Below are 20,493 nucleotides of genomic sequence, written 5' to 3' on the forward strand. Positions count from 1 at the left end.
AGCAGTCTTACATTAAGATCTTATATTTAGATAATTATCATTTAAAAATATTACTAACGACTGAAAAATATTTAATGAAAAAACAGTATTCAATATATTGTCTTTATTTCAAATAACAAGGTAGTAACATTAAATTTTAAAAACAAATAAGTACAACTTTCTAAATTTAAAAAGGCTCAAAATGAGTAATAAACATAATAATAAGGCTTTACTTCCTGCTCCGCCACCACCTGATGAATAAGCTTCGACCTCAGGTAAAGGTTCTGGTTGATAAGCTTGTGATTCGCCAACTTTAGCAAATTGATAAGCAAAGTCATAACGCTGATTTAAATGATTAGTTGGACCTATAGGTACAATAGCAATCCAAAACTCGTTATTATTAGCCAAATTAATAACCAATGATTCGACCTTATTATCCACAACCTCAATTGACTGATACTGAATTGGAGAACCTGGCAACACCAGTACTAAACGCCATTCCATTTCTGATTGATAGCTAGTATCAACTTCAGATTGAAAACTAAACTCAACTTGCTCAAGTTCTTGATTTGCAAAATACAAATAAGAGGCTCCCCAACTCATCGGTTTACCTGGTTGTAAACTTTCACCAGGATAAACCCAATGATTAAACACTTGATAATGGTCACCTAAATATCGGCTAATTTGACTAATATCTTGCTTTGTTTGTTTTTGCATAATTAGGTCACCCTCAGGGTAATCCCACAGAATATTTTTAGCAGCATACTCGGTAAAAATATCAGCTAACTCCAGTCCAAAATCATCTGAAACAATTTTTTTAATGGTCGCTAAAGCATTGAGATACTCTCCCTGTGCAACTTGCATTTCCATATTTTCTAATACTTTTTGAATAATATCTGTTGCTGTACTTTGCGCTAAGAAGTCAAGGAAGAAAACCATTGAATAATGATGAACATTAGCAGGTGTATAGTCTTCATTACTTTGTTCTTTACGTCCATCGTAATCAAGCGACAAATCTGGTGTTTGCGACAATGACCAAACAAAAAGCTCATTTAACTCTAACTGCCCCCAAACTATGTTAGCAGCCCAACCTGCGCTAGCTTCCATAAACCAAGTGGCTCTATCTCGATACACTCCATAATTAGACATTTCACCATAAGCAAACTGAATTGTATGAAAAAATTCATGGGTTGAATGTAATAACGAATTCTCACCTGTATAATTTAAAACTTCTCGGCTCATCATAATAAATGGATAGCCATCATCATCGACTAATGCTTGACCAGAAAAGCCTTTAAATGGCACATCATGGCCACCAGCAGTTTCTAAGTAAATATTTAATTTATATTGATCTAATGGTGCAGAAAATTGATGGTTTTCAATCAATACTTGCCAAGAATATTCCATTCTATCGAGTTCTTCACGAAGTAAGTTTTCTTGACCTAAAAACTCATTATCATACCAATAAGCAAAATGTTCTGACTCTACAACATTTCTTGCACCATATGGATTACGAAGCGCTAATACACTAGCAACGTCCCCCATCACTCTAGCTTTTTGCGGACTATAGTTAGCGGGTGGAGAAAATTCATTTGCAGTGCATAATGAAAAATATAAGCATAAATAAGCTAACAATAATAATTTAGGTGACGCTTTAAATGTATAAGACATAGATATTTTTAATTCTCAACAAAATGTAAATTAGTTTATTAAAACCACTACTATTTAATACAACCTCATAATAGGGCTCAACCATCACTCTATATCTACCAAAAAAGTCGGGGGTTTGCTGTATATTTACACTGATGTTTTACTAATATTTAGCTAATCCTTTATAAATCAACAGCTTAAGTGACATGGTAATATAATCCTACTCTTAAAAGTAAGCCAGCTTATCACTCTAAATTCACAATATGTCAAATTATCGCCTAACCAACACTCCTTAAAAGTCAATCCATGATAAAACATCAAAAATAAAATTTATCAAAATGGGGGAAACGGCAGTTATCCTATTTTGTGTTTTGTATAGCGACAGGTATAAAAAATTTGTATTACTTCGTAGACATAATCTTTTGCTTGGGCTGGCTTGAAGTAACTATTCAAAATACACTTTCTTTTTAACCCTCACCTTTGTTTTTATTACGTTTCCCAAGTATGAGTCTGACAACTTTCACAACTCGCTTTAATATTGGGTGGTTTTTCACTAATATTTTTACAGCATATTGATCCGCTTCTTTTTCCTGTTCAGGATCTTGGCCAAAAGAATGCCTATGCACATGGTGGCCAATCTCATGATACAGCGTCGTTTCTATGTTCAATAAAAAGAAATACGAGAAAGGGTTAAATCGAGAAGTAGTAATATCCCATTCCACCATTATGCTACAGAGGATTGGCATGTAGGTCCCTCTGTAATCAACATTTTGTTTAGGAATCAAATAAAGCCGCTCTACCTCTTCAAGGTCTTCTTCAGGAACTAAAGAGAGCCACTTTGTTATTTTATTTTTTATTCTTTGGGTATCAATTAATTCTTTTGACTGATAGATATTGACGTTCCTAATTCGAAAAGAGTTAAATTCATCCAAAGTGAACTTTAAGATCGAATCAATTCTGCCATCGACAATTTTACTACATCCCTTTTCTCGAATTTTTGCACTGACTTCATTAGCTCTCTTTTCATCAATATCATGAATCAATCCTAAGAGACCTGTAAAAATACTAATTTCAACGCCGACTTTATTTCCGTTCCATTTATAAGACATCAACTGCTTTTCGATTGCTGGCAGAGCGATTTCACCAATTTCAAAAAGCTCACGGTGACTTTGGTAAATTGCTTCACCAGAATTGTGTGCTAACCCCCTAAGCAAGTTGTTCAGTATTTTATCGACTTCTAGTGCAGTATCCATTTTTCATTTTTTCGTTGAGCAGCAAGTTATTATCACTCAATTTGACCAGCGAACGACACAGTTTAAACGCCAGTATGTTACAAACATAGCGATTAAAAAGAAAACAAATTAATAACATTGGAGCAAGAGATAAGCATAAATTATTGTCAGAATACACGCATGAATGAGGTGTCTTTATATAGATATTAGTTATCATATTCGAGTTTGCAAATGTCCAACATTGAACCCAGCCCGCTTTATCCATATCGCGACTTTTGCACCTTTTCACATTGACCTGAGTGATATTCGTGGACTATCCTTTTATTCTAAAACTCTGATATTCAACAACGAAGTTGAAATTTATGACTAAGAACATAAAAAAGAAAAAAATCGTTCTTTACAACCCTCAGGCTGTTTTTTATACACTTCCGCTGTCTTTACTGGCGTTGGGCTCAACATTAGATCCTGAGCGTTACGAAATAAAAATCATTGATGCTCGGCTAGAGCCAGATCCGCTTGCGCTAGTTTTAAAGGAAATTGAGGGGGCTTTGTGCTTTGGCGTTACAGTGCTAACAGGAGCCCCTATTCTTGACGCATTACAAGTAACACGTGCAGTTAAATCTAAAATACCGACTTTAACAACTATTTGGGGAGGGTGGCACCCTTCTCTTTTCCCACTAGGTCCGTTAGAAGAAACTTGTATTGATGTCAGCGTACAGGGACAAGGCGAAAAAACCTTTCAAGAAATAGTCGAGCGGCTTAGCAATAATCAGGGGTTAGAAGGGGTTGAAGGCATCGCTTTTCGACAGCTTGGATTAGCGATGCGAAATCCAGCAAGAGCATTACTGCCAATGGATGATTTTCCCGAAATTAATTATGAGCTTGTTCCTGTCGAATCCTATTTCAAGCTCAAGAAAAAACGTCAACTCGATTATATATCTTCCACCGGATGCTTTTTCCGTTGCGCATTTTGTGCAGATCCTTTTGTTTATCAACGAAAATGGTCGGCGATAAGCCCTGAAAAAATGAGCGAACAATTACACCGCCTGTGGCAAAGGTACCAGTTTGACGATGTCAATTTTCAGGATGAAACGTTTTTTACTTATCGCAAGCGTACTGAATCTATTGCTGAAAACTTATTGCGGCTGGGGACTAAGTTCACCTGGGCTGCGACTTTACGCGGTGATCAGGGCTCCCGCTTGTCTGATGAGCATTTCAAATTATGTAAACAATCCGGGCTAAGAAGAGTTATGGTTGGCGTTGAATCTGGCTCACCTGAGATGTTAAAACGTATCGCTAAAGACGTAACGATTGAACAAATTCTTAATACCGCAGAAAAATGCATAAGACATAAAATAGCGGCTATTTTTCCTTTTATTATTGGCTTTCCCGGAGAGTCAGATGAGGATGTTAAATTATCACTCAATATGGTTAAACAGCTAAGGAATATGAGTCCTGATTTTGAAACACCTATTTTTTATTATAAACCCTACCCAGGTTCCAGTTTAGACATAGATGGACACCATACAAATTATACGCCGCCTTCAAATTTAAAAGAGTGGGCCCAGTTTGATTTTGTCGGCTCTAAAGGCCCCTGGGTAAGGCCCGAAACCTACAAGTTAGTTGAACGCTTCAAATTTTATAATCGGTTTTCTTGGGGGCAAAAAGAACGACGTTTATTTTCGCTGTTGAACACAATTTCTCGTTGGCGTTGCAATAATGATTATTATAGATTCCCAATTGAAAAGATTGTTATGGATTTGATTGCTCCTCAACAAAAGTTGTCTTGAGCCTTAATATAATCTATCAAGTATGTTCGAATTTCAGCACCATAAAAACATTAAATTTTCTGCAAACCCTTGAATGATGATATCCAAAAGCACTTGAATAGAGTATTCGTTTCTCTTTATTTCGGGAATAGAATAAATATAAGCATCACGTTCAGAGCTACTCATAGAGAAGAAAAACAATGAGTTGACCACATAATCGTAACTATTCCTTTAAACCCTCCGTTCAAAAACGAGTTGTATGTCTTATCCAAAGAGGCTAATAGCTCGGCGTCATAGATTGGAACAAAACCCAAAGATGGATAAGGTCCAAGCGATGCATCTTCCGCTGACAGCGATATTTTTTCGATTCCCGTTGATATCTTCATATTTTTAAACGACGTTAATAGCGCTTTAAACAAAGGATTAAATAAGCTCTTTACTCTTTTTACAAAGCTTTATGAATTGGACTTCCTTAGAAAAGCTCCCCCTCTAAAACAAAGAAAGCCACTATATTAAGCGGCTTTCAGACGATACTTTTACATTTTATATAGCTTCCAGCCTAAAAGGGAATATCATCATCAAACGAATCATCAAATCCTCCGCCCGCTGGCGCTTGCTGCTGCTGTGGTGGTGCGTAAGACTGCTGAGGTTGCTGCTGTTGTGGTGCGGCTTGACGCTGTTGACCTCCGCCCATACCAGCTCCACCTTCAGCACGACCGCCTAACATTTGCATCACTCCACTAAACCCATCAACAACGACCTCTGTGGTATAGCGATCTTGTCCTTGTTTGTCTTGCCATTTACGAGTTTGGAGTTTCCCTTCAATGTATATTTGAGAACCTTTACGTAGGTACTCCCCTGCAATTTCAGCTAACTTCCCAAAAATTGAGATTCGATGCCATTCTGTTTTTTCTTGCATTTGACCAGTATTCTTGTCTTTCCAGCTTTCACTTGTGGCAAGACTCAAGCTGGTGATAGCACTACCACTTGGGGTATAACGTACTTCAGGATCCTGGCCTAAATTTCCTACTAATATGACTTTATTGATGCCGCGACTGGCCATTAAGATACTCCTAACATTCACATTTAACTTTGGCTGGCAAAGCTCATTTTTTCACCAAACCATCTAGATTAACTGCTACTATATTTCTCTGAGCTGACATGATCAAGCAGCTTTTACTTAACTGGTGAATAAAGACTTAGATAACAATTGGTAGTATTCACTAATAAAGTAATACTACCATTGTAATTTCAATAGCTTAGCTAACAAAAGCGACAACAGAATAACTAAAACTCTAATCGAACACCAATAAATGCCGTATTGGATTTTAGATCGCTCCGACCAGCATAGCCCTCAAAGGTTGCATAAGCAGATAAGCCATTAGTCAAAATAGTTGATACACCTAGCATCCACGTCAAATAATCATTATCTTGAACCTGCGAGGTATAGTTGAAATTATTTGTCCCTGTATTCGCAGAAAGTCCCCCATTAACATCAAAGGTATCCTTTGAATAATGATGTTCCCACCCTAAACTCACTTGAGGAATAATCACCCCAAACGAAGCGTTGATATTCCAACTAAAATCAGCCGCAATATTTGATAAAAATTTCTCTAAATCAAGTTTATCGACAGTCGCAACCGATATAGCACCTGTTGCTAGCTCTTGATAGCCATCAACGCTGATTTCAGCGTAATTCAAAAGCCCTGACAAACGGAGCTCCATATTATCAAAGTTAAAAGTATAGCCTGTACTTAATGCAAAATTTGTTTCTTGACCATCGGTATCTCCTGAGGCTAAACCTGTAGTTGGCCCTATCGTTACTTTACGTTGTAAATCGTATTCACTATCGCCAAATGAAGCGATAAAATCGATATAGTATTGACTATCAAAGTAATAACTTCCAAAAAGAGAAAAACCTAATTGCTCATAATCTGTAGCGGAAGTTTTATCTTTTGCTCCCGCCTCTGTTGCTGCACGGCTGACTGCGGCTCCAACAATCACTTGATTATTAATTCGATAATCTAAACCCACACTTAAAAAGTTAGAGTCAAAATCAATATTGCCATGGGTTTCGCCTTTACGCTCACCCAATTCAACTGAGCCATTGGCAAAGAAACCTAAAGGGCTCACATTATTATTACCGGATGCTCCTCCTGAATCGTCATTACTACTAAAACCATAATTGCAAAGAGCAGGTAATAAGTTACAATCTAACGCCACACCATTGAGTGATAAATTCAAATTAGAAGTGTCTATTGTTTGTGTGCGCTGGCGAGAACGGTTAATTTGTTTCATCAAACCTCGAGTACGAGTAGTTGAAGATAACAAAGCAAAGGTTTTCATATCTTGAACTTGAGAAACTAAAGTACTTTGACCAGCTTCATTTAAAGCTTCTCGACTATTTAGTTCGGCCTGCGAAGCATCTAAAATATTGACATACAATAATTGAGTATTGTTAATCCTCGCGGTACTAGAGTTTCCACAATCAACAGAAACCTCCCTCATTGCAATAGTCACTACCTCTGTAGTTTCTTCCAAGCTATCTGCCAAAACAGTGAAAGTATTGTCAGTACTGGTAAAGGTTTGTCCAGCAGAAGCCTCAGCCGGAGTAGTATTAATCACAAATGATTCACTGGCTATTTGATAATCATCCGTAGTAGCAGTAGTAGAGCTCAGTAACAATTGACCGCTTATACTACAATTAGAATTAAAAAAATCAGTGTCACTGGTTTCTGGCTTAGCTGAAACAACCACATTATAAGTGTTACTATAAACGCCACCAGGCTCAGCAAGTAATACCGATGAGTCGGTGCCATTAAATAATAAATCAATAGCCTGTACTGATGGCATAAACAGTAAGCTAAAGCTAAAGAGGTTGAATGCAAAAAAATATTTTTTCATTTTTTTCGTTATCTGAATGAGTTGATAAAAGGTAGTATTCACGTTATTCCATTCCAATTGGTTGTATTAAAGTCCTGATATAAGATGATCGAAACTTAAGTAGCCGACGATTATAAATTATATTAAGCGTGATGGCCAATACAGGATTATTAAAAATTGATCGGCTTATTTTCTATAACGACAATAACGACACTACAATATTCCAACTCTCTAAATTAGAGTCCTGCAAACTATCAGTCAGGCAAAGTTCCCTGCTAAAAATATTAACCTTTTGAAAATAAAAGAAACCTTATGGCTTTAATATTAATAGATTACGAGGTTTCATTATCAATCACAGTCCTTATCAATAATGAATGCAATAAAGATTTCTTTTGCATTGGTTTGGTATGTTAGAATACCCACCTTTCATTACTAGTTAGGCTATTAACACTATTTAAATAATTGAAAAGTTGTTTAAATGAAGCAAGGAACTGTCATCATCATGCGAGCTTTATATACCCGTTTCTACTCTCATATTATTTTTTTATTATTTACAATTGCACTGTCTCAAATCACCGCTTGTGGCGGCGATAAAGAAGTCATTATCGAAGATCCTGCCCCGCGTTTAATTTTAGAAGCTGAAATCAGCACAGCAGAAAATACTTCCGGTACAATATATACAGCAACAACAGACGTTAATAACCCAACTTTTAGTTTGGCAAATGGCTCAGACTCAACGCTTTTTAATATCAATGCAACTACCGGTGAATTAGCTTTTTTAACACCACCACAACATAATGCAAGCGGAAACAATACTTATACAGTCCAAATTCAAATAGCTAATAGTGATGCTCTATTAGATACGCTAATTAATGTCACTGTCACAATAACCACCTCATTAATTGCGCCATCACTTGAGAATGCTCAGTCACAAAATTACACGACTGATAGCCCAATTACTCCTTTAAATTTTATTAATAATGGCGGCGGTTTATTAACGAATTGTTCTGCCAATAATTTACCCGCAGGTTTACAAATCAATATTTCCAGTGATGGTAATACTTGTGAAATTAGTGGAACACCAACAGAGCTATCGGAAGCAGTACATACGGTTACCGCAACCAATGCTATTGGTAGCAGTAGTGCTACCGTTTTAATTACTGTTACTCTAGCTTTGGCACAACCCAACATAGCCGATGCTTCTCCACAAACCTATACAGTCGATAATGTCATTCCAACTTTAAGTTTTGCGAATAATGGCGGCGGTTCATTAACCGATTGCTCCGCTGATACATTACCAGCTGGTTTACAAGTCACAGTTTCAACTGACAGTACTACTTGTGAAATTACAGGCACTCCAACCACAGCTCAACAAGAAACCACACATACGATTACAGCAACCAATAGTGCAGGTAACGGTAGTGCCAGCGTCAGTATAGTCGTAGTAGCCAGCACAGCACCACCAGCATTAGCAGATTCAACACCAAAAACTTATATCATCAACAGCGCTATGCCCGTTTATCAGTTTTCTAATACTGGCGGAGGCTCATTAACCGATTGCTCCGCTGATACATTACCAGCGGGTTTACAAGTCGTTATTTCTACCGACACAAATACTTGTGAAATTACAGGAACACCAACAGCCACCTCAGAAAATACTCACATAATTACCGCGACTAATAATAATGGCAGTAGTAATGCAACAATCAGTATAACAACGATTACCGAAGTACCTTTTATTACTCGCTGGAAAACCGATAACCCAGGTACGTCTAATGATACCCAAATTACAATAGGTACATACAGCAGTGCAACTTACAACTACCAAGTCGATTGGGGCGATGGCTCAACCGATACCAATGTAACAGGCGATATTACACATACTTATTCAGCAGCAGGCACTTACAACATTGAAATTAGTGGTGACTTCCCTCAAATTTATTTTCGCTCTGCGGGTGATACTCAAAAATTATTATCAGTAGAACAATGGGGAAATAGACAATGGCGCTCTATGAATAGAGCATTTGAAAATTGTAGTAATCTGGTTATCAATGCAATAGATACTCCAGACTTAACTTATGTTACCGATATGAGCTACATGTTCGAAGGCGCTTCATCTTTCAACCAAGATGTCAGCCAATGGGAAGTATCATCGGTTACTAATATGCAAAACACATTTTCTAACGCAACAACATTTAATCAAGACTTAAGCGACTGGGATGTCTCATCGGTTACCAATATGCGATCAACATTTGCTGATGCAGCAGCCTTTAATGGAAATATCAGCAACTGGGATGTCTCATCGGTTACTAACATGCAAGGTATTTTTGCCAATGCCGTTGCTTTTAATCAAAATATCAGTCAATGGAATGTTTCCTCTGTTACAGATATGTCCTGGATGTTTTCTGGCGCAACTATTTTTAATCAAGCGATTGATAACTGGGATGTTTCTAACGTCACAACCATGCACCGTATGTTTCAAATCGCCACAACGTTTAATCAACCTATCGGCAGTTGGAATTTATCATCATTGACCGATATAACGACTATGTTTACCGGCGCATCCAGTTTTAATCAACCGATTGACAGTTGGAATGTTTCTACCGTCACAGATATGGAAGGCTTGTTTTGGGGCGCTACAGCTTTTAATCAGCCAATCAATAATTGGGATGTATCTTCAGTTTCTAATATGAGTTTTATGTTCAACGGGGCCACCAATTTTAACCAAGACCTGAGTGGCTGGGATGTTTCTAGTGTGGGCAATATGAGCAGAATGTTTGCAGGTTCGGCTTTTGATCAAAATATTGGAGGCTGGAATATTACATCGGCATACACGATGAGTGATATGTTTCTCTCATCTGCACTATCAACGGCTAATTACGATGCTTTACTCTTGGGTTGGAGCACTCAAGAGGTTAATAGAAATGTTACCTTTAGCGCAGGCAATAGTACTTACTCATCTTCAAGCCAGTCAGCAAAAGATACTTTAACTGAAACGTTTAACTGGACTATTACTGATGGTGGTGTATTTATCCCTCCGTCAAGCGCTGTTCGATAAACACCAAAATATAAAAGTTGCCAGCAATTAGTTTAAAGCTGGCGACTTTCTAAATTAAGCGAACCAACTTTTCAATCAATAACAAATTTCCCTTTTTTATTTTCCTTAAAAAAAGCAGCTTTTGTAAAACCCAATAAGATAAGTAGCCTCCTCAATCTCTGTTGCTAAGATGCTGAACATTCTCTTTATTTTTTTAGTTTTGTGAGAAAATTTAAAGGTATATCAATAAAAAAATTGAGTAAAAAAGTGTAAATCAGTAACTTATAATTTTACAAATTATGTCGTTTACTGATACAGTAATCCGCTTTTATAGGATCAATTTTCCAATATAACACTAATATTAAACGCGCAACTACGCCTCTTAATACTAGTTTAAAATGTTAGAATAAGGAAATTTTTATTTGGTTAGATCATTAACACTATTTAAATCACTAAATTTGTTTAAATAGAACAAGGAACTGTCATCATCATGCGAGCTTTATTTACCCGTTTATCATCCCATACTATTTTTTTGTTTTTTGCGATTGCCCTTGCCCAGGTTACAGGCTGTGGAACCGGAGGCGTCGATGATAGTACGTCACCACGCTTAGTTCTTGAAAGTTCTATCAGTGTTGAAGAAAATACAACGGAAACATTCTACACAGCAACAACCAGTGTTGCTAATCCAACCTTTAATTTAACCAATGGTTCAAACTCTAACCTGTTCACTATCAACCAAACAACTGGAGAACTCAGCTTTTCGACAGCAACTCAATTTGTATCAGGGGCAGAAAATAGCTACATGGTACAAATTCAAATTATCGATAGCGAAAATGTCTTAGATACACTCATTAGCTTAACAGTAACGGTAACTCAGTCCCCCCCTGCAATAGCACCACCGTCTTTAGCCAACATAGCAACCCAAAGCTTTACCATTAATAGCCCTATTACCGCTTTAAGCTTTAACAATGATGGTGGAGGTTCACTCACAAGTTGTTCAGCAGACACTTTACCTACCGGCTTACAGGTTATGATTTCTGCGAATGCAAATACCTGTGAAATCAGTGGAACACCAACAACAGCTCAATCAGCAACCACACATACGATTACGGCGACCAATATGAGTGGAAATAGTAGTGCAACAATCACTATTACTGTTACTCAGCAGCCTTTCATCACTCAATGGAAAACGGATAATCCAGGCTACAGTCCAGATGATACTATCTCTTTTATTATCTCTGGTACTGCACGAATCGATTGGGGTGATGGTTCAATTGATAGCAATGTGACAGGAAGCGTCAGCCATACTTATGCTGCCGCAGGTACTTACACTGTTGAAATCAGTGGCGGACTCAGTCAATTTGCTAATGAATATCCTGAAGGAGATGCAAACAAGTTAATTTCAGTGGAACAATGGGGGGATATCCAGTGGCAATCAATGGAAAGAGCATTTGCTAATTGTACTAACTTAGTGGTTAATGCGACCGATATCCCTGATTTATCTTTAGTTACAAGCATGAGCGCAATGTTTGTCAATACAAGCGTTAATCTAGATGTCAGCACATGGGATGTTTCCTCTGTTACTGATATGAGTAGCATGTTCGAAAGAAATTCGGTCTTTAATCAAGACATTAGCGGATGGGATGTGTCATCTGTAACTAATATGAATGCAATGTTCCATAGTGCCAGTGCTTTTGATCAAGACATTAGTGGCTGGAATGTTTCTTCTGTGACTGATATGGGCGCAATGTTTGCGTTCTCTTCCTTTAACCGCGACATTAGCGGGTGGAATGTCTCTGCGGCTACGAATATGGGCGCAATGTTTGTACGCACCCCTTTTAATCAAGACATCGGTGGATGGGATGTTTCTTCTGTCACTAACATGAGCATCATGTTTTCAAGCTCAGATTTTAATCAAGATATTGGTGGGTGGAATGTGTCATCTGTTACCAATATGAGTGGTATGTTCGAAAATTCAGCTAACTTTAATCAAGATATTAGCAACTGGAATGTCTCATCTGTTACTAATATGAGCAGTATGTTTCGAAGCGCATCAAGCTTTAACCAACCATTAGGTAATTGGAATGTTTCTGCTGTAACAAATATGAGTAATATGTTTGATCTGGCCTCAAGCTTCAATCAAGACATAGGCAGTTGGGATGTTTCAGCAGTCACTAATATGCAAGAAATGTTTAAGGCTTCTGTACCAGTACTCACCTCCTCAGCTACAACTAAACCAACTGCAACAAATTCAGCTATTGCCATTGCTTTTGATCAAAATATCGGGAATTGGAATATTTCTAATGTCACCAATATGACAGATATGTTTGCAGGCGTGACACTTTCCACTGCTAACTATGACGCCTTGTTGGTAGGTTGGAGTGCTTTAACTGTTCAGGATAACGTAATCTTTAATGCAGGCAATAGTCGCTACTCAAGAACAAATCAAAGTGCCAAAGATACTTTAGTCGAAGGCTTCAACTGGGAAATTATTGATGGTGGGTTCGCTTTGTCACAACCGTCTTTACAGAATGGAGATGGTCGAGTCTATACCACCAACATCCCAATCTCCACTTTACGCTTTACTAATAATGGTGGAGGCGACTTAACAAGTTGTACAGCAGACACACTACCCACCGGATTAGAGATAACAATCTCTACAGATACTACGACTTGTGAAATTTCTGGCACACCAACAACCCCTCAATTGGCAACACTACATACGATAACCGCTACTAACGCAAGCGGAAACAGTAGTGCAGTTATTAATCTAACCGTGAATTCAAGCATAGCTGCACCAGACTTAGACGACTCAACAGCTCAGACTTACTCTACTGGTAATGCTATATCGACATTAAGCTTTGTTAACAATGGCGGCGGCTCATTAACGAGCTGTACAGCTGATACGCTGCCTGCCGGTTTAAAAGTGGCTGTTTCTGCTGATACTAATACTTGCGAAATTACGGGTACCCCAACCACGGCGCAATCAGCCACAACACATACCATTACCGCGACGAATGTATCAGGCAGTGGTAGTGCATCAGTTCGAATTACAATCAATGCGCAAATCCCTTTTATTACAACGTGGAAAACAGATAATCCAGGCTCATCTAACGATAATCAGATAACAATAACAACAAACCCCGATTTCGCTTACAACTATCAAGTCGACTGGGGAGATGGTACAAATAACAACAATTTGACTGGTGATTTCACTCACACTTACGCTAGTGCCGGCACTTATACCGTAACAATCAATGGTAACTTTCCTCAAATTTATTTTGGTGCAGCAGGGAATGATCCAGATAAATTAATTTCAGTAGACCAATGGAGTAACAGACAGTGGCGTTCAATGAAATATGCATTCCGAGGTTGTAATAATTTTACGATTAGTGCAACTGATACACCTGATTTATCTTTAGTAACCGATATGAGTAATATGTTTCTAAACGCATCTACTTTTAATCAAGATATTAGTAATTGGGATGTGTCAAATGTCACTAATATGCTCGGCATGTTTTTTAACGCTTCAATGTTTAACCAACCGATTGGTGGTTGGAATGTTTCCAAAGTTACCGAAATGGGTAATATGTTTGCTGGAGCATCAGCTTTTAATCAGCCGCTCGCTAACTGGGATGTTTCCTTAGTAGAAGGGATGTCCGGCATGTTTTCTGGAGCTTCGGCTTTTAACCAACCAATTGGTAATTGGGATGTTTCCAAAGTTACTATAATGAGAAGCATGTTTAACCAAGCTTCTACATTTAATCAACCGCTTGATAACTGGAATGTTTCCTCAGTATCTAACATTGCTAATATGTTTAATGGCGCAACGGCATTTGATCAACCTATTGGTAACTGGAATCTCTTAAACGTCAGCACTATGGCAGGTATGTTCGAAAGAGCTACTGCTTTTAATCAACCCATTGGTAATTGGAATGTCTCAAGTGCAACCATTATGGCTGATATGTTTAAAAACGCTGCCGCCTTTAATCAAAATATCAATACTTGGGATGTTTCAAACGTACGAGATATGAGTGGTATGTTTTTCGGTACAGTTGTTTTTGATCAACCCATTGGCAATTGGAATGTCTTAAATGTGACAGATATGAGTACTATGTTTACTAATGCTGCTGCTTTTAATCAAGCAATTGGTAATTGGAATGTCTCTAAAGTCACTGATATGGGAAACATGTTTGATAACGCTCCTAACTTTAATTCGGCTATTAGTAACTGGGATGTCTCCTCAGTAACTAATATGCTAGGGATGTTTAGAGGGACTCCTTTTAATCAAGATATAAGTAATTGGAATGTCTCGAAAGTAACAAATATGATTGGCATGTTTCAAAATAACACAGCTTTTAATCAAGTAATTGGCAACTGGGATGTTTCAAGTGTAGTTCGGATGGAGACAATGTTTGCAGGCGCTCGCCTTTTTAATCAAGATATAAGTACATGGGATGTGTCCCGAGTAGTTAGCATGAACGGAATGTTTGGTGATGCTTTAGCATTCAACCAAGATATTAGTGGCTGGAATGTTTCAAGAGTGACAGATATGAGAGGTATGTTCCAAAGAGCGTCTACTTTCGATCAAAATATTGGAAACTGGAACATTTCAAATGTAACTGATATGACACTCATGTTCAGTGGTGTCAAACTCTCAACTGCTAACTATGGCGCAATATTAAATGGTTGGGGCACACAAAGTGTACAAAGCAATGTAGTCTTTAGTGGCGGAGCCAGCACTTACCCAAGCACTGCGCTTTCAACCAGAACCAATCTGGTAGAAGGTTTCAATTGGTCCATTACAGATGGCGGCCCAGAGCCACAGAGATAAATATGGACGACCAAGGTTGCTAGCCCAATCTAGCTGGCAACCTTTTCAAATGCCACTCTCATACAATACTAAACTAATAATCCTAAGCATCCACCAATGGACAGTCTTGACTATTCGGTTGATAATTTAATGACATCGATCAATTCAAAGCCATCGATATTTTTTGATTATTCAATAAAAGGATACATTTGAATAGTACTAGACAGTTAGCTTTCAAAAGCCTTTGTTAGATTATAAGGTGCCATACTCGCTTATACGCCTTTGATTGACCGTGTTGATCAATAATCAATGCATCACAAGGATGCCCAAAGCTTTCATCATGTGTTCACATGATTATCAATGCTAAGTTGTCCACCTTTAACAACACAAACCAGTTTATTCTATAGCTAAATCACTATCAATTGGCATAGAGAAAAGTCAGGGATTTTTGTCACTATTAAGGCGTCTGGCGCAGTGCATAGCCGCTCTATGGACAAGTCAGACAACGAAAAGAGCGGCAAAAATAACGGCTTTTATTGTGTCAATTGATAGTGATTTAGCTATATTAATTGAGGCAGTAGTAGAGCTTTGTTTTAGGGATAATTCATTTTTCTATAAACATCTGGGGATTTATCTACATTTTGAATTTATCATTAAAATATCTCTGTTTTTTTTACTCCCCGCTGCTCTTTTGCTTAATGCTACAGTTGACGAGACTAGCAATTATAACTTGCGTAGCATAATTCGGTTTGAGAGGATACTATCCATCTTGTACTAGGGCGTGTTTAAGGCAACCCAAAAATTACTTTACTGTTTCTTTCTTACTCTTTCGAACGATTAAGATGTTACAAACAAAGAAAGTGAGCACACTATAATTAATCAGCCATAAAAATATGAACTCATGCAAAAGCAAATCTATTCCACTTTGTGTTGATCTAGACGGCACATTAATTAAAACAGATCTACTATTTGAGTCACTAATTTTGTTTCTCAAGCATCGGTGGTGGCACCTTTTTTTGTTACCCTTTTGGTTACTTAAGGGAAAATCCTGGTTTAAATCAAAGTTGGCTCAGCAAGTCGATATTCGAATCGACAGGCTTCCTTTTCATCATGAATTCCTGAACTATTTGTCAGAACAGAATCAAAAAGGGCGAAAGCTTGTTTTGGTTACTGGAAGTAACATTAAATACGCTAATGAGATCTCTGACTTTCTTGGAATATTTGACGATGTTTTTGCTAGTACCGAGTCATTCAATTGTTCCAATACAAATAAAGCTGAAAAACTCGTTAAAATATATGGTAAAAATGGCTTCGATTATGCTGGAAACTCCAGTAGCGATCTTCCGGTGTGGAAGATGTCAAGACGCTCAATCCTAGTTACCCCATCAAAATCGACTTTCATTCAGGCAAAAAAAATGAGTGAAATAGAAACTATTTTTCGACGTAAAAAAAATAACCTGCAAGAATACTTTAAAGCGCTACGAGTACATCAATGGATCAAGAACTTTCTAATTTTTGTTCCCTTATTAACAGCACATAAAATTGATGAAACGAGCGCATTAATCAATGCTATCTTTGCATTTCTCGCAATGGGGTTTTGCGCGTCTGCGGCGTATATCATTAATGATTTACTCGATCTCGAAACAGATAGGGGCCATCAAACAAAATGCATGAGAATGTTTGCATCTGGTACCATTCCAATCTATAAGGGTATTGTTTTTATCCCTTTTCTTCTTTTAATTAGTTTTAGTAGTTTTGCTATTTTGCCATATAAATTCGCTACAGTATTACTCATATACTTGTTAATCACTTTATTATATTCTTACTGGTTAAAGCGCATTCAAACCTTAGACATCATCGTTCTTGCGCTATTATATACACTGCGAGTTATTGCTGGCGCCGTGGCAATTAATGTGGAAATTTCATTTTGGTTGCTCGCTTTTTCTATGTTTCTTTTTGTGAGTTTAGCGCTTGTTAAAAGAGTAAGTGAATTACAAACGTTAGAACTCCAAAAATCTAATAGTATTGATGGACGCGCTTATAATATTGTGGATATCACAGCCTTAAAAATGTCTGGCACATCTTCGGGTTACATGGCTATATTGGTTTTAGCTTTTTATATCAATAGCCCTGAGGTGAAAATTCACTATCACACGCCCGAATTTCTTTGGTTACTTTGCCCCATTATGACTTATTGGATAACCAGAGTTTGGTTACTGTGTGGCAGAGGGAAGATAGGCGAAGATCCAATATCATTCGCTGTGAGCGATAAACAAAGCTGGTTTGCTGGATTTTTAACGGTTGGAGTGTTACTAATTGCCACATTTTATTCATCTATAAACTTTATTTGGCTCTAAATAAAATAATTGCTGTTGAAATACCTTTTTAGAATACGATGTTAATTTTTCATTGGTAACTTCAATAAAAGTATAAATAAGGGACTAGTATGTCAAAAAACGTAAACATTAGAAAAGTTTTCTCGTGGAGCATATTCATATGCTCTGTTGTCGTCTTTTCCTGGCAAGTGACTAAAAGTATAAAACAGCCTGGCGCCGATTTTGATAGTTATTATGTTGCAGCTCATCTTATACTGAACGGTGAAAATATATCTAAAATATACGATGATGAATGGTTTAGAAAAGAGGTTAATAAGCACCGTGAAGGATACAATACTATATTTGATGCGAACTTGCCGACAACGGCTATCGCTTTATTACCATTAGGTTTCGGCAGTGAAAACACTGCTCGACTGGTCTGGTTAATCATCAACATAGTTTTGTTAATTTATATTATAAAAGAAACAACTTCTATTTCTAGAATGAGTGAAATTGCGCGTCCTCTCTGGTATTCCGCGGTTTTACTTTCTCAACCTGTCACAACAAACTTATACCAAGGGCAAGCTTATTTGGTCATCACTGCAGGATTGATTTGGTTATACCACTGTGTACTTGGGAAAAGAGAAAATAAGGCAGGTCTTATTCTCGCTTTTTTGTTTATGTTTAAAACCGCAGGTACTATGTTGTGGCCATATTTTGTGATTCAAAAACGGTGGAAGTTATTATTGGTAGCAGTATTGACCATTGCCATTACCCTGCTCGCCACCTTTCCCTTAATCGGTTTCGAAGGGTGGGAGGCTTATTTTGAGCGTGCAGCGCAAAAAATGCAATCGCCCTACAAGTCTGTTACTGCTTATCAAACTATAGAAAGTTGGTTTCAACATATGTTTTCGCCTCACCCCGTTACTCAAACTAAACCGATTATTGCCCTTCCACTAGCTTGGGCTCATGGAATGACAGTTGGTTTGGTCGTATTGCTTTTATCTCTGAGCATTTTGGCAACACATAAATTCCCCAAAGCTATCGAGCTACACTTAGCGACATTTATACTTTTAATCCCTACTTGTGTTCCTGTCACTTTAATTCATGCCTATTCTATTACTCTTATTCCAATAGCGATATTGCTTAAAGCGGTTTGTGAGACTTCAATGGTAAAAGAGCGAGTGTTGGTCTTCACTGGAACGATCTTAATACTATTACCTCTTCCTTTTAAATCTTCTGGTTTATTTGATGGTTATTTATCTCTTTTGGCTTACCCCAAGCTATACGGCGCTCTTATCTTATGGGCTATTTCAATGTGGCTCTTAACAAGAGGAGTTTCTCTAAATTTAAGTCAGTTTTCAGCGGATATTGGCGTTGGTGAAACAGAGAATCGTTACAAAAAATTAGAAGCTCGTTAACCTAAGATTAACAAACAACTAACGCCGACTATATTTTTCCAAACTTTTTGGATCAAGCTGCTTTTTATCTACTTTTAAATAGACTGCGCCCGCTTCCGGTAACGCAACCGCTTCAGAAACGCCTTCAATGGCTTTAATCTCGGCAATTAACGACGGAAACGCATCACTTGAAACATCAGGCATTGTCAGCGTGTAAGCACTAACCGCAGGTGGATTTTTTAAACCTAATAACCACACCGCCCACACCATTGCTAAAGCAGAACCCAAAAGATAAATACCATCCATACCGTAATACTGCATAATTAAACCAGCGATAGGTCCGCCCAAAAAAGCACCTAAAAATTGACAGGTAGAATAAACACCCAATGCAGTACCTTTACCAGAAAGCGGTGCGATGCGAGATATCATTGAAGGTAACAAAGCTTCCAATAAGTTAAAACCAGCAAAATAAATCACCATCGCTAATACAACCAAACCAATAGAAAATTGATACATACCAAAAACAAACTGAACAACAGCAATCAGTACTACGCCTAATAACATCACTCTGGCATGCTGGCGTTTTTTCTCTGCTACAATAATCATCGGTAACATCACAATGACTGCACCTACCATAGTCGCTAAATAAACCCAACTATGCTGGGCTAAATCAATCCCCAAATTAGCTAAACGCGTTGGAAATGCCACAAAGAATGCGGTGAGTAAAAAGTGTAAAGTGAAAATCCCAAAGTTCAGGCGCATTAACTGACCATCTTTGAAGATATCAATAAATTGATGACTGCTGGCAATGGCATCTCTTTGAATAAATTGCCCTTCAGGTGTCGGCGTTAAGAAGTAGATCACTAACATGGCTAAAACGGCCAATACTGCTATAGCCCAAAAAACACCTTTTAAACCAAGCCAACTCGTTAAACCAGGACCAAAAATCATCGCTAAAGCAAAAGCAGCGCCAATACTCATACCAATGCTGGCCATAATTTTAGTTCGCTGTTCATCTCTCGACAGATCGGCAGCTAAGGCCATTATTGCACTCGCAATCGCACCACAACCTTGCAATAAGCGTCCAGCAATCACCCCATAAATATGATCACTCATTGCAGCAACAACGCTGCCCAGGGCAAACAAAATCAAACCACCAATAATAATTGGTTTACGACCGTACTTATCAGATAACCAGCCGAAAGGAATTTGGAAAATAGCCTGAGTTAACCCATAAGCGCCAATAGCCAAACCAATTAATGCAGGTGTATAACCGTTTAAATTTTGACCAGCCAAACTGAAAACTGGTAGCAACATAAACAAGCCAAGCATACGCAAGGCAAACACACTACTTAAAGTGATTGCTGCTTTTTTTTCGGTAGAATTCATCCCCGCTTGTTTATTCATTTTATTAT

The 20,493-nt window shown here is 37.8% G+C and carries 10 protein-coding genes; 5 read left to right on the forward strand and 5 right to left on the reverse strand.

The window, feature by feature from the left end; translation table 11 throughout:
• Window positions 1-129: 129 nt before the first annotated feature.
• A complete protein-coding gene (locus ACT5E3_RS18765; protein ID WP_444995084.1) occupies window positions 130-1,650 on the reverse strand; it encodes a DUF6055 domain-containing protein in 1,521 nt (506 codons plus the stop codon).
• A gap of 446 nt (window positions 1,651-2,096) precedes the next feature.
• Window positions 2,097-2,882 carry a hypothetical protein gene (locus ACT5E3_RS18770; protein WP_444995085.1) on the reverse strand — a complete coding sequence of 262 codons (786 nt, stop codon included), beginning with the start codon at window positions 2,880-2,882 and terminating at the stop codon, window positions 2,097-2,099.
• A gap of 341 nt (window positions 2,883-3,223) precedes the next feature.
• Between ACT5E3_RS18770 and ACT5E3_RS18775 the strand changes: the two genes are divergently transcribed.
• Window positions 3,224-4,651, forward strand: a complete 1,428-nt coding sequence (locus ACT5E3_RS18775) for a B12-binding domain-containing radical SAM protein (protein ID WP_444995086.1) — start codon at window positions 3,224-3,226, stop codon at window positions 4,649-4,651.
• Window positions 4,652-5,189: 538 nt separating this feature from the next.
• On the opposite strand, the gene ssb is transcribed toward ACT5E3_RS18775, so the two are convergent.
• Window positions 5,190-5,693, reverse strand: a complete 504-nt coding sequence (gene ssb, locus ACT5E3_RS18780; RefSeq protein WP_444995087.1) for a single-stranded DNA-binding protein — start codon at window positions 5,691-5,693, stop codon at window positions 5,190-5,192.
• A 224-nt stretch (window positions 5,694-5,917) separates the two neighbouring features.
• The gene (locus ACT5E3_RS18785) at window positions 5,918-7,483 is read right to left on the reverse strand and encodes an autotransporter outer membrane beta-barrel domain-containing protein (RefSeq protein ID WP_444995088.1); all 1,566 of its coding nucleotides are present in this window, start codon (window positions 7,481-7,483) and stop codon (window positions 5,918-5,920) included.
• A gap of 508 nt (window positions 7,484-7,991) precedes the next feature.
• On the opposite strand from ACT5E3_RS18785, the gene ACT5E3_RS18790 reads away from it, so the two are divergent.
• From ACT5E3_RS18790 to ACT5E3_RS18805, 4 genes are all read left to right on the forward strand, one after another.
• Window positions 7,992-10,571 (forward strand): BspA family leucine-rich repeat surface protein, encoded by a 2,580-nt coding sequence (locus tag ACT5E3_RS18790; protein WP_444995089.1) that lies wholly within the window; start codon window positions 7,992-7,994, stop codon window positions 10,569-10,571.
• A gap of 469 nt (window positions 10,572-11,040) precedes the next feature.
• Entirely contained in the window at window positions 11,041-15,384 is a 4,344-nt protein-coding gene (locus tag ACT5E3_RS18795) for a BspA family leucine-rich repeat surface protein (protein WP_444995090.1), read from the forward strand.
• 872 nt (window positions 15,385-16,256) lie between these two features.
• Window positions 16,257-17,720 carry a UbiA family prenyltransferase gene (locus ACT5E3_RS18800; RefSeq protein ID WP_444995091.1) on the forward strand — a complete coding sequence of 488 codons (1,464 nt, stop codon included), beginning with the start codon at window positions 16,257-16,259 and terminating at the stop codon, window positions 17,718-17,720.
• A gap of 89 nt (window positions 17,721-17,809) precedes the next feature.
• On the forward strand, window positions 17,810-19,099 hold the full coding sequence (locus ACT5E3_RS18805; RefSeq protein WP_444995092.1) for a glycosyltransferase family 87 protein: 1,290 nt from the start codon (window positions 17,810-17,812) through the stop codon (window positions 19,097-19,099).
• Between the two features lie 18 nt (window positions 19,100-19,117).
• Here the strand turns inward: ACT5E3_RS18805 and ACT5E3_RS18810 are convergent, their stop codons facing one another.
• Window positions 19,118-20,485 (reverse strand): MFS transporter, encoded by a 1,368-nt coding sequence (locus ACT5E3_RS18810; protein ID WP_444995093.1) that lies wholly within the window; start codon window positions 20,483-20,485, stop codon window positions 19,118-19,120.
• Window positions 20,486-20,493 lie beyond the last annotated feature (8 nt).

The sequence above is a fragment of the Aliikangiella litoralis genome, from assembly GCF_052495765.1.

Coding starts and splice junctions, on each gene's coding strand:
- ACT5E3_RS18795 (WP_444995090.1), top strand. CDS start 11,041: ATGCGAGCTTTATTTACCCGTTTATCATCCCATACTATTTTTTTGTTT.
- ACT5E3_RS18810 (WP_444995093.1), bottom strand. CDS start 20,485: ATGAATAAACAAGCGGGGATGAATTCTACCGAAAAAAAAGCAGCAATC.
- ACT5E3_RS18785 (WP_444995088.1), bottom strand. CDS start 7,483: ATGCCATCAGTACAGGCTATTGATTTATTATTTAATGGCACCGACTCA.
- ACT5E3_RS18805 (WP_444995092.1), top strand. CDS start 17,810: ATGTCAAAAAACGTAAACATTAGAAAAGTTTTCTCGTGGAGCATATTC.
- ACT5E3_RS18765 (WP_444995084.1), bottom strand. CDS start 1,650: ATGTCTTATACATTTAAAGCGTCACCTAAATTATTATTGTTAGCTTAT.
- ACT5E3_RS18800 (WP_444995091.1), top strand. CDS start 16,257: ATGAACTCATGCAAAAGCAAATCTATTCCACTTTGTGTTGATCTAGAC.
- ACT5E3_RS18770 (WP_444995085.1), bottom strand. CDS start 2,882: ATGGATACTGCACTAGAAGTCGATAAAATACTGAACAACTTGCTTAGG.
- ssb (WP_444995087.1), bottom strand. CDS start 5,693: ATGGCCAGTCGCGGCATCAATAAAGTCATATTAGTAGGAAATTTAGGC.
- ACT5E3_RS18775 (WP_444995086.1), top strand. CDS start 3,224: ATGACTAAGAACATAAAAAAGAAAAAAATCGTTCTTTACAACCCTCAG.
- ACT5E3_RS18790 (WP_444995089.1), top strand. CDS start 7,992: ATGAAGCAAGGAACTGTCATCATCATGCGAGCTTTATATACCCGTTTC.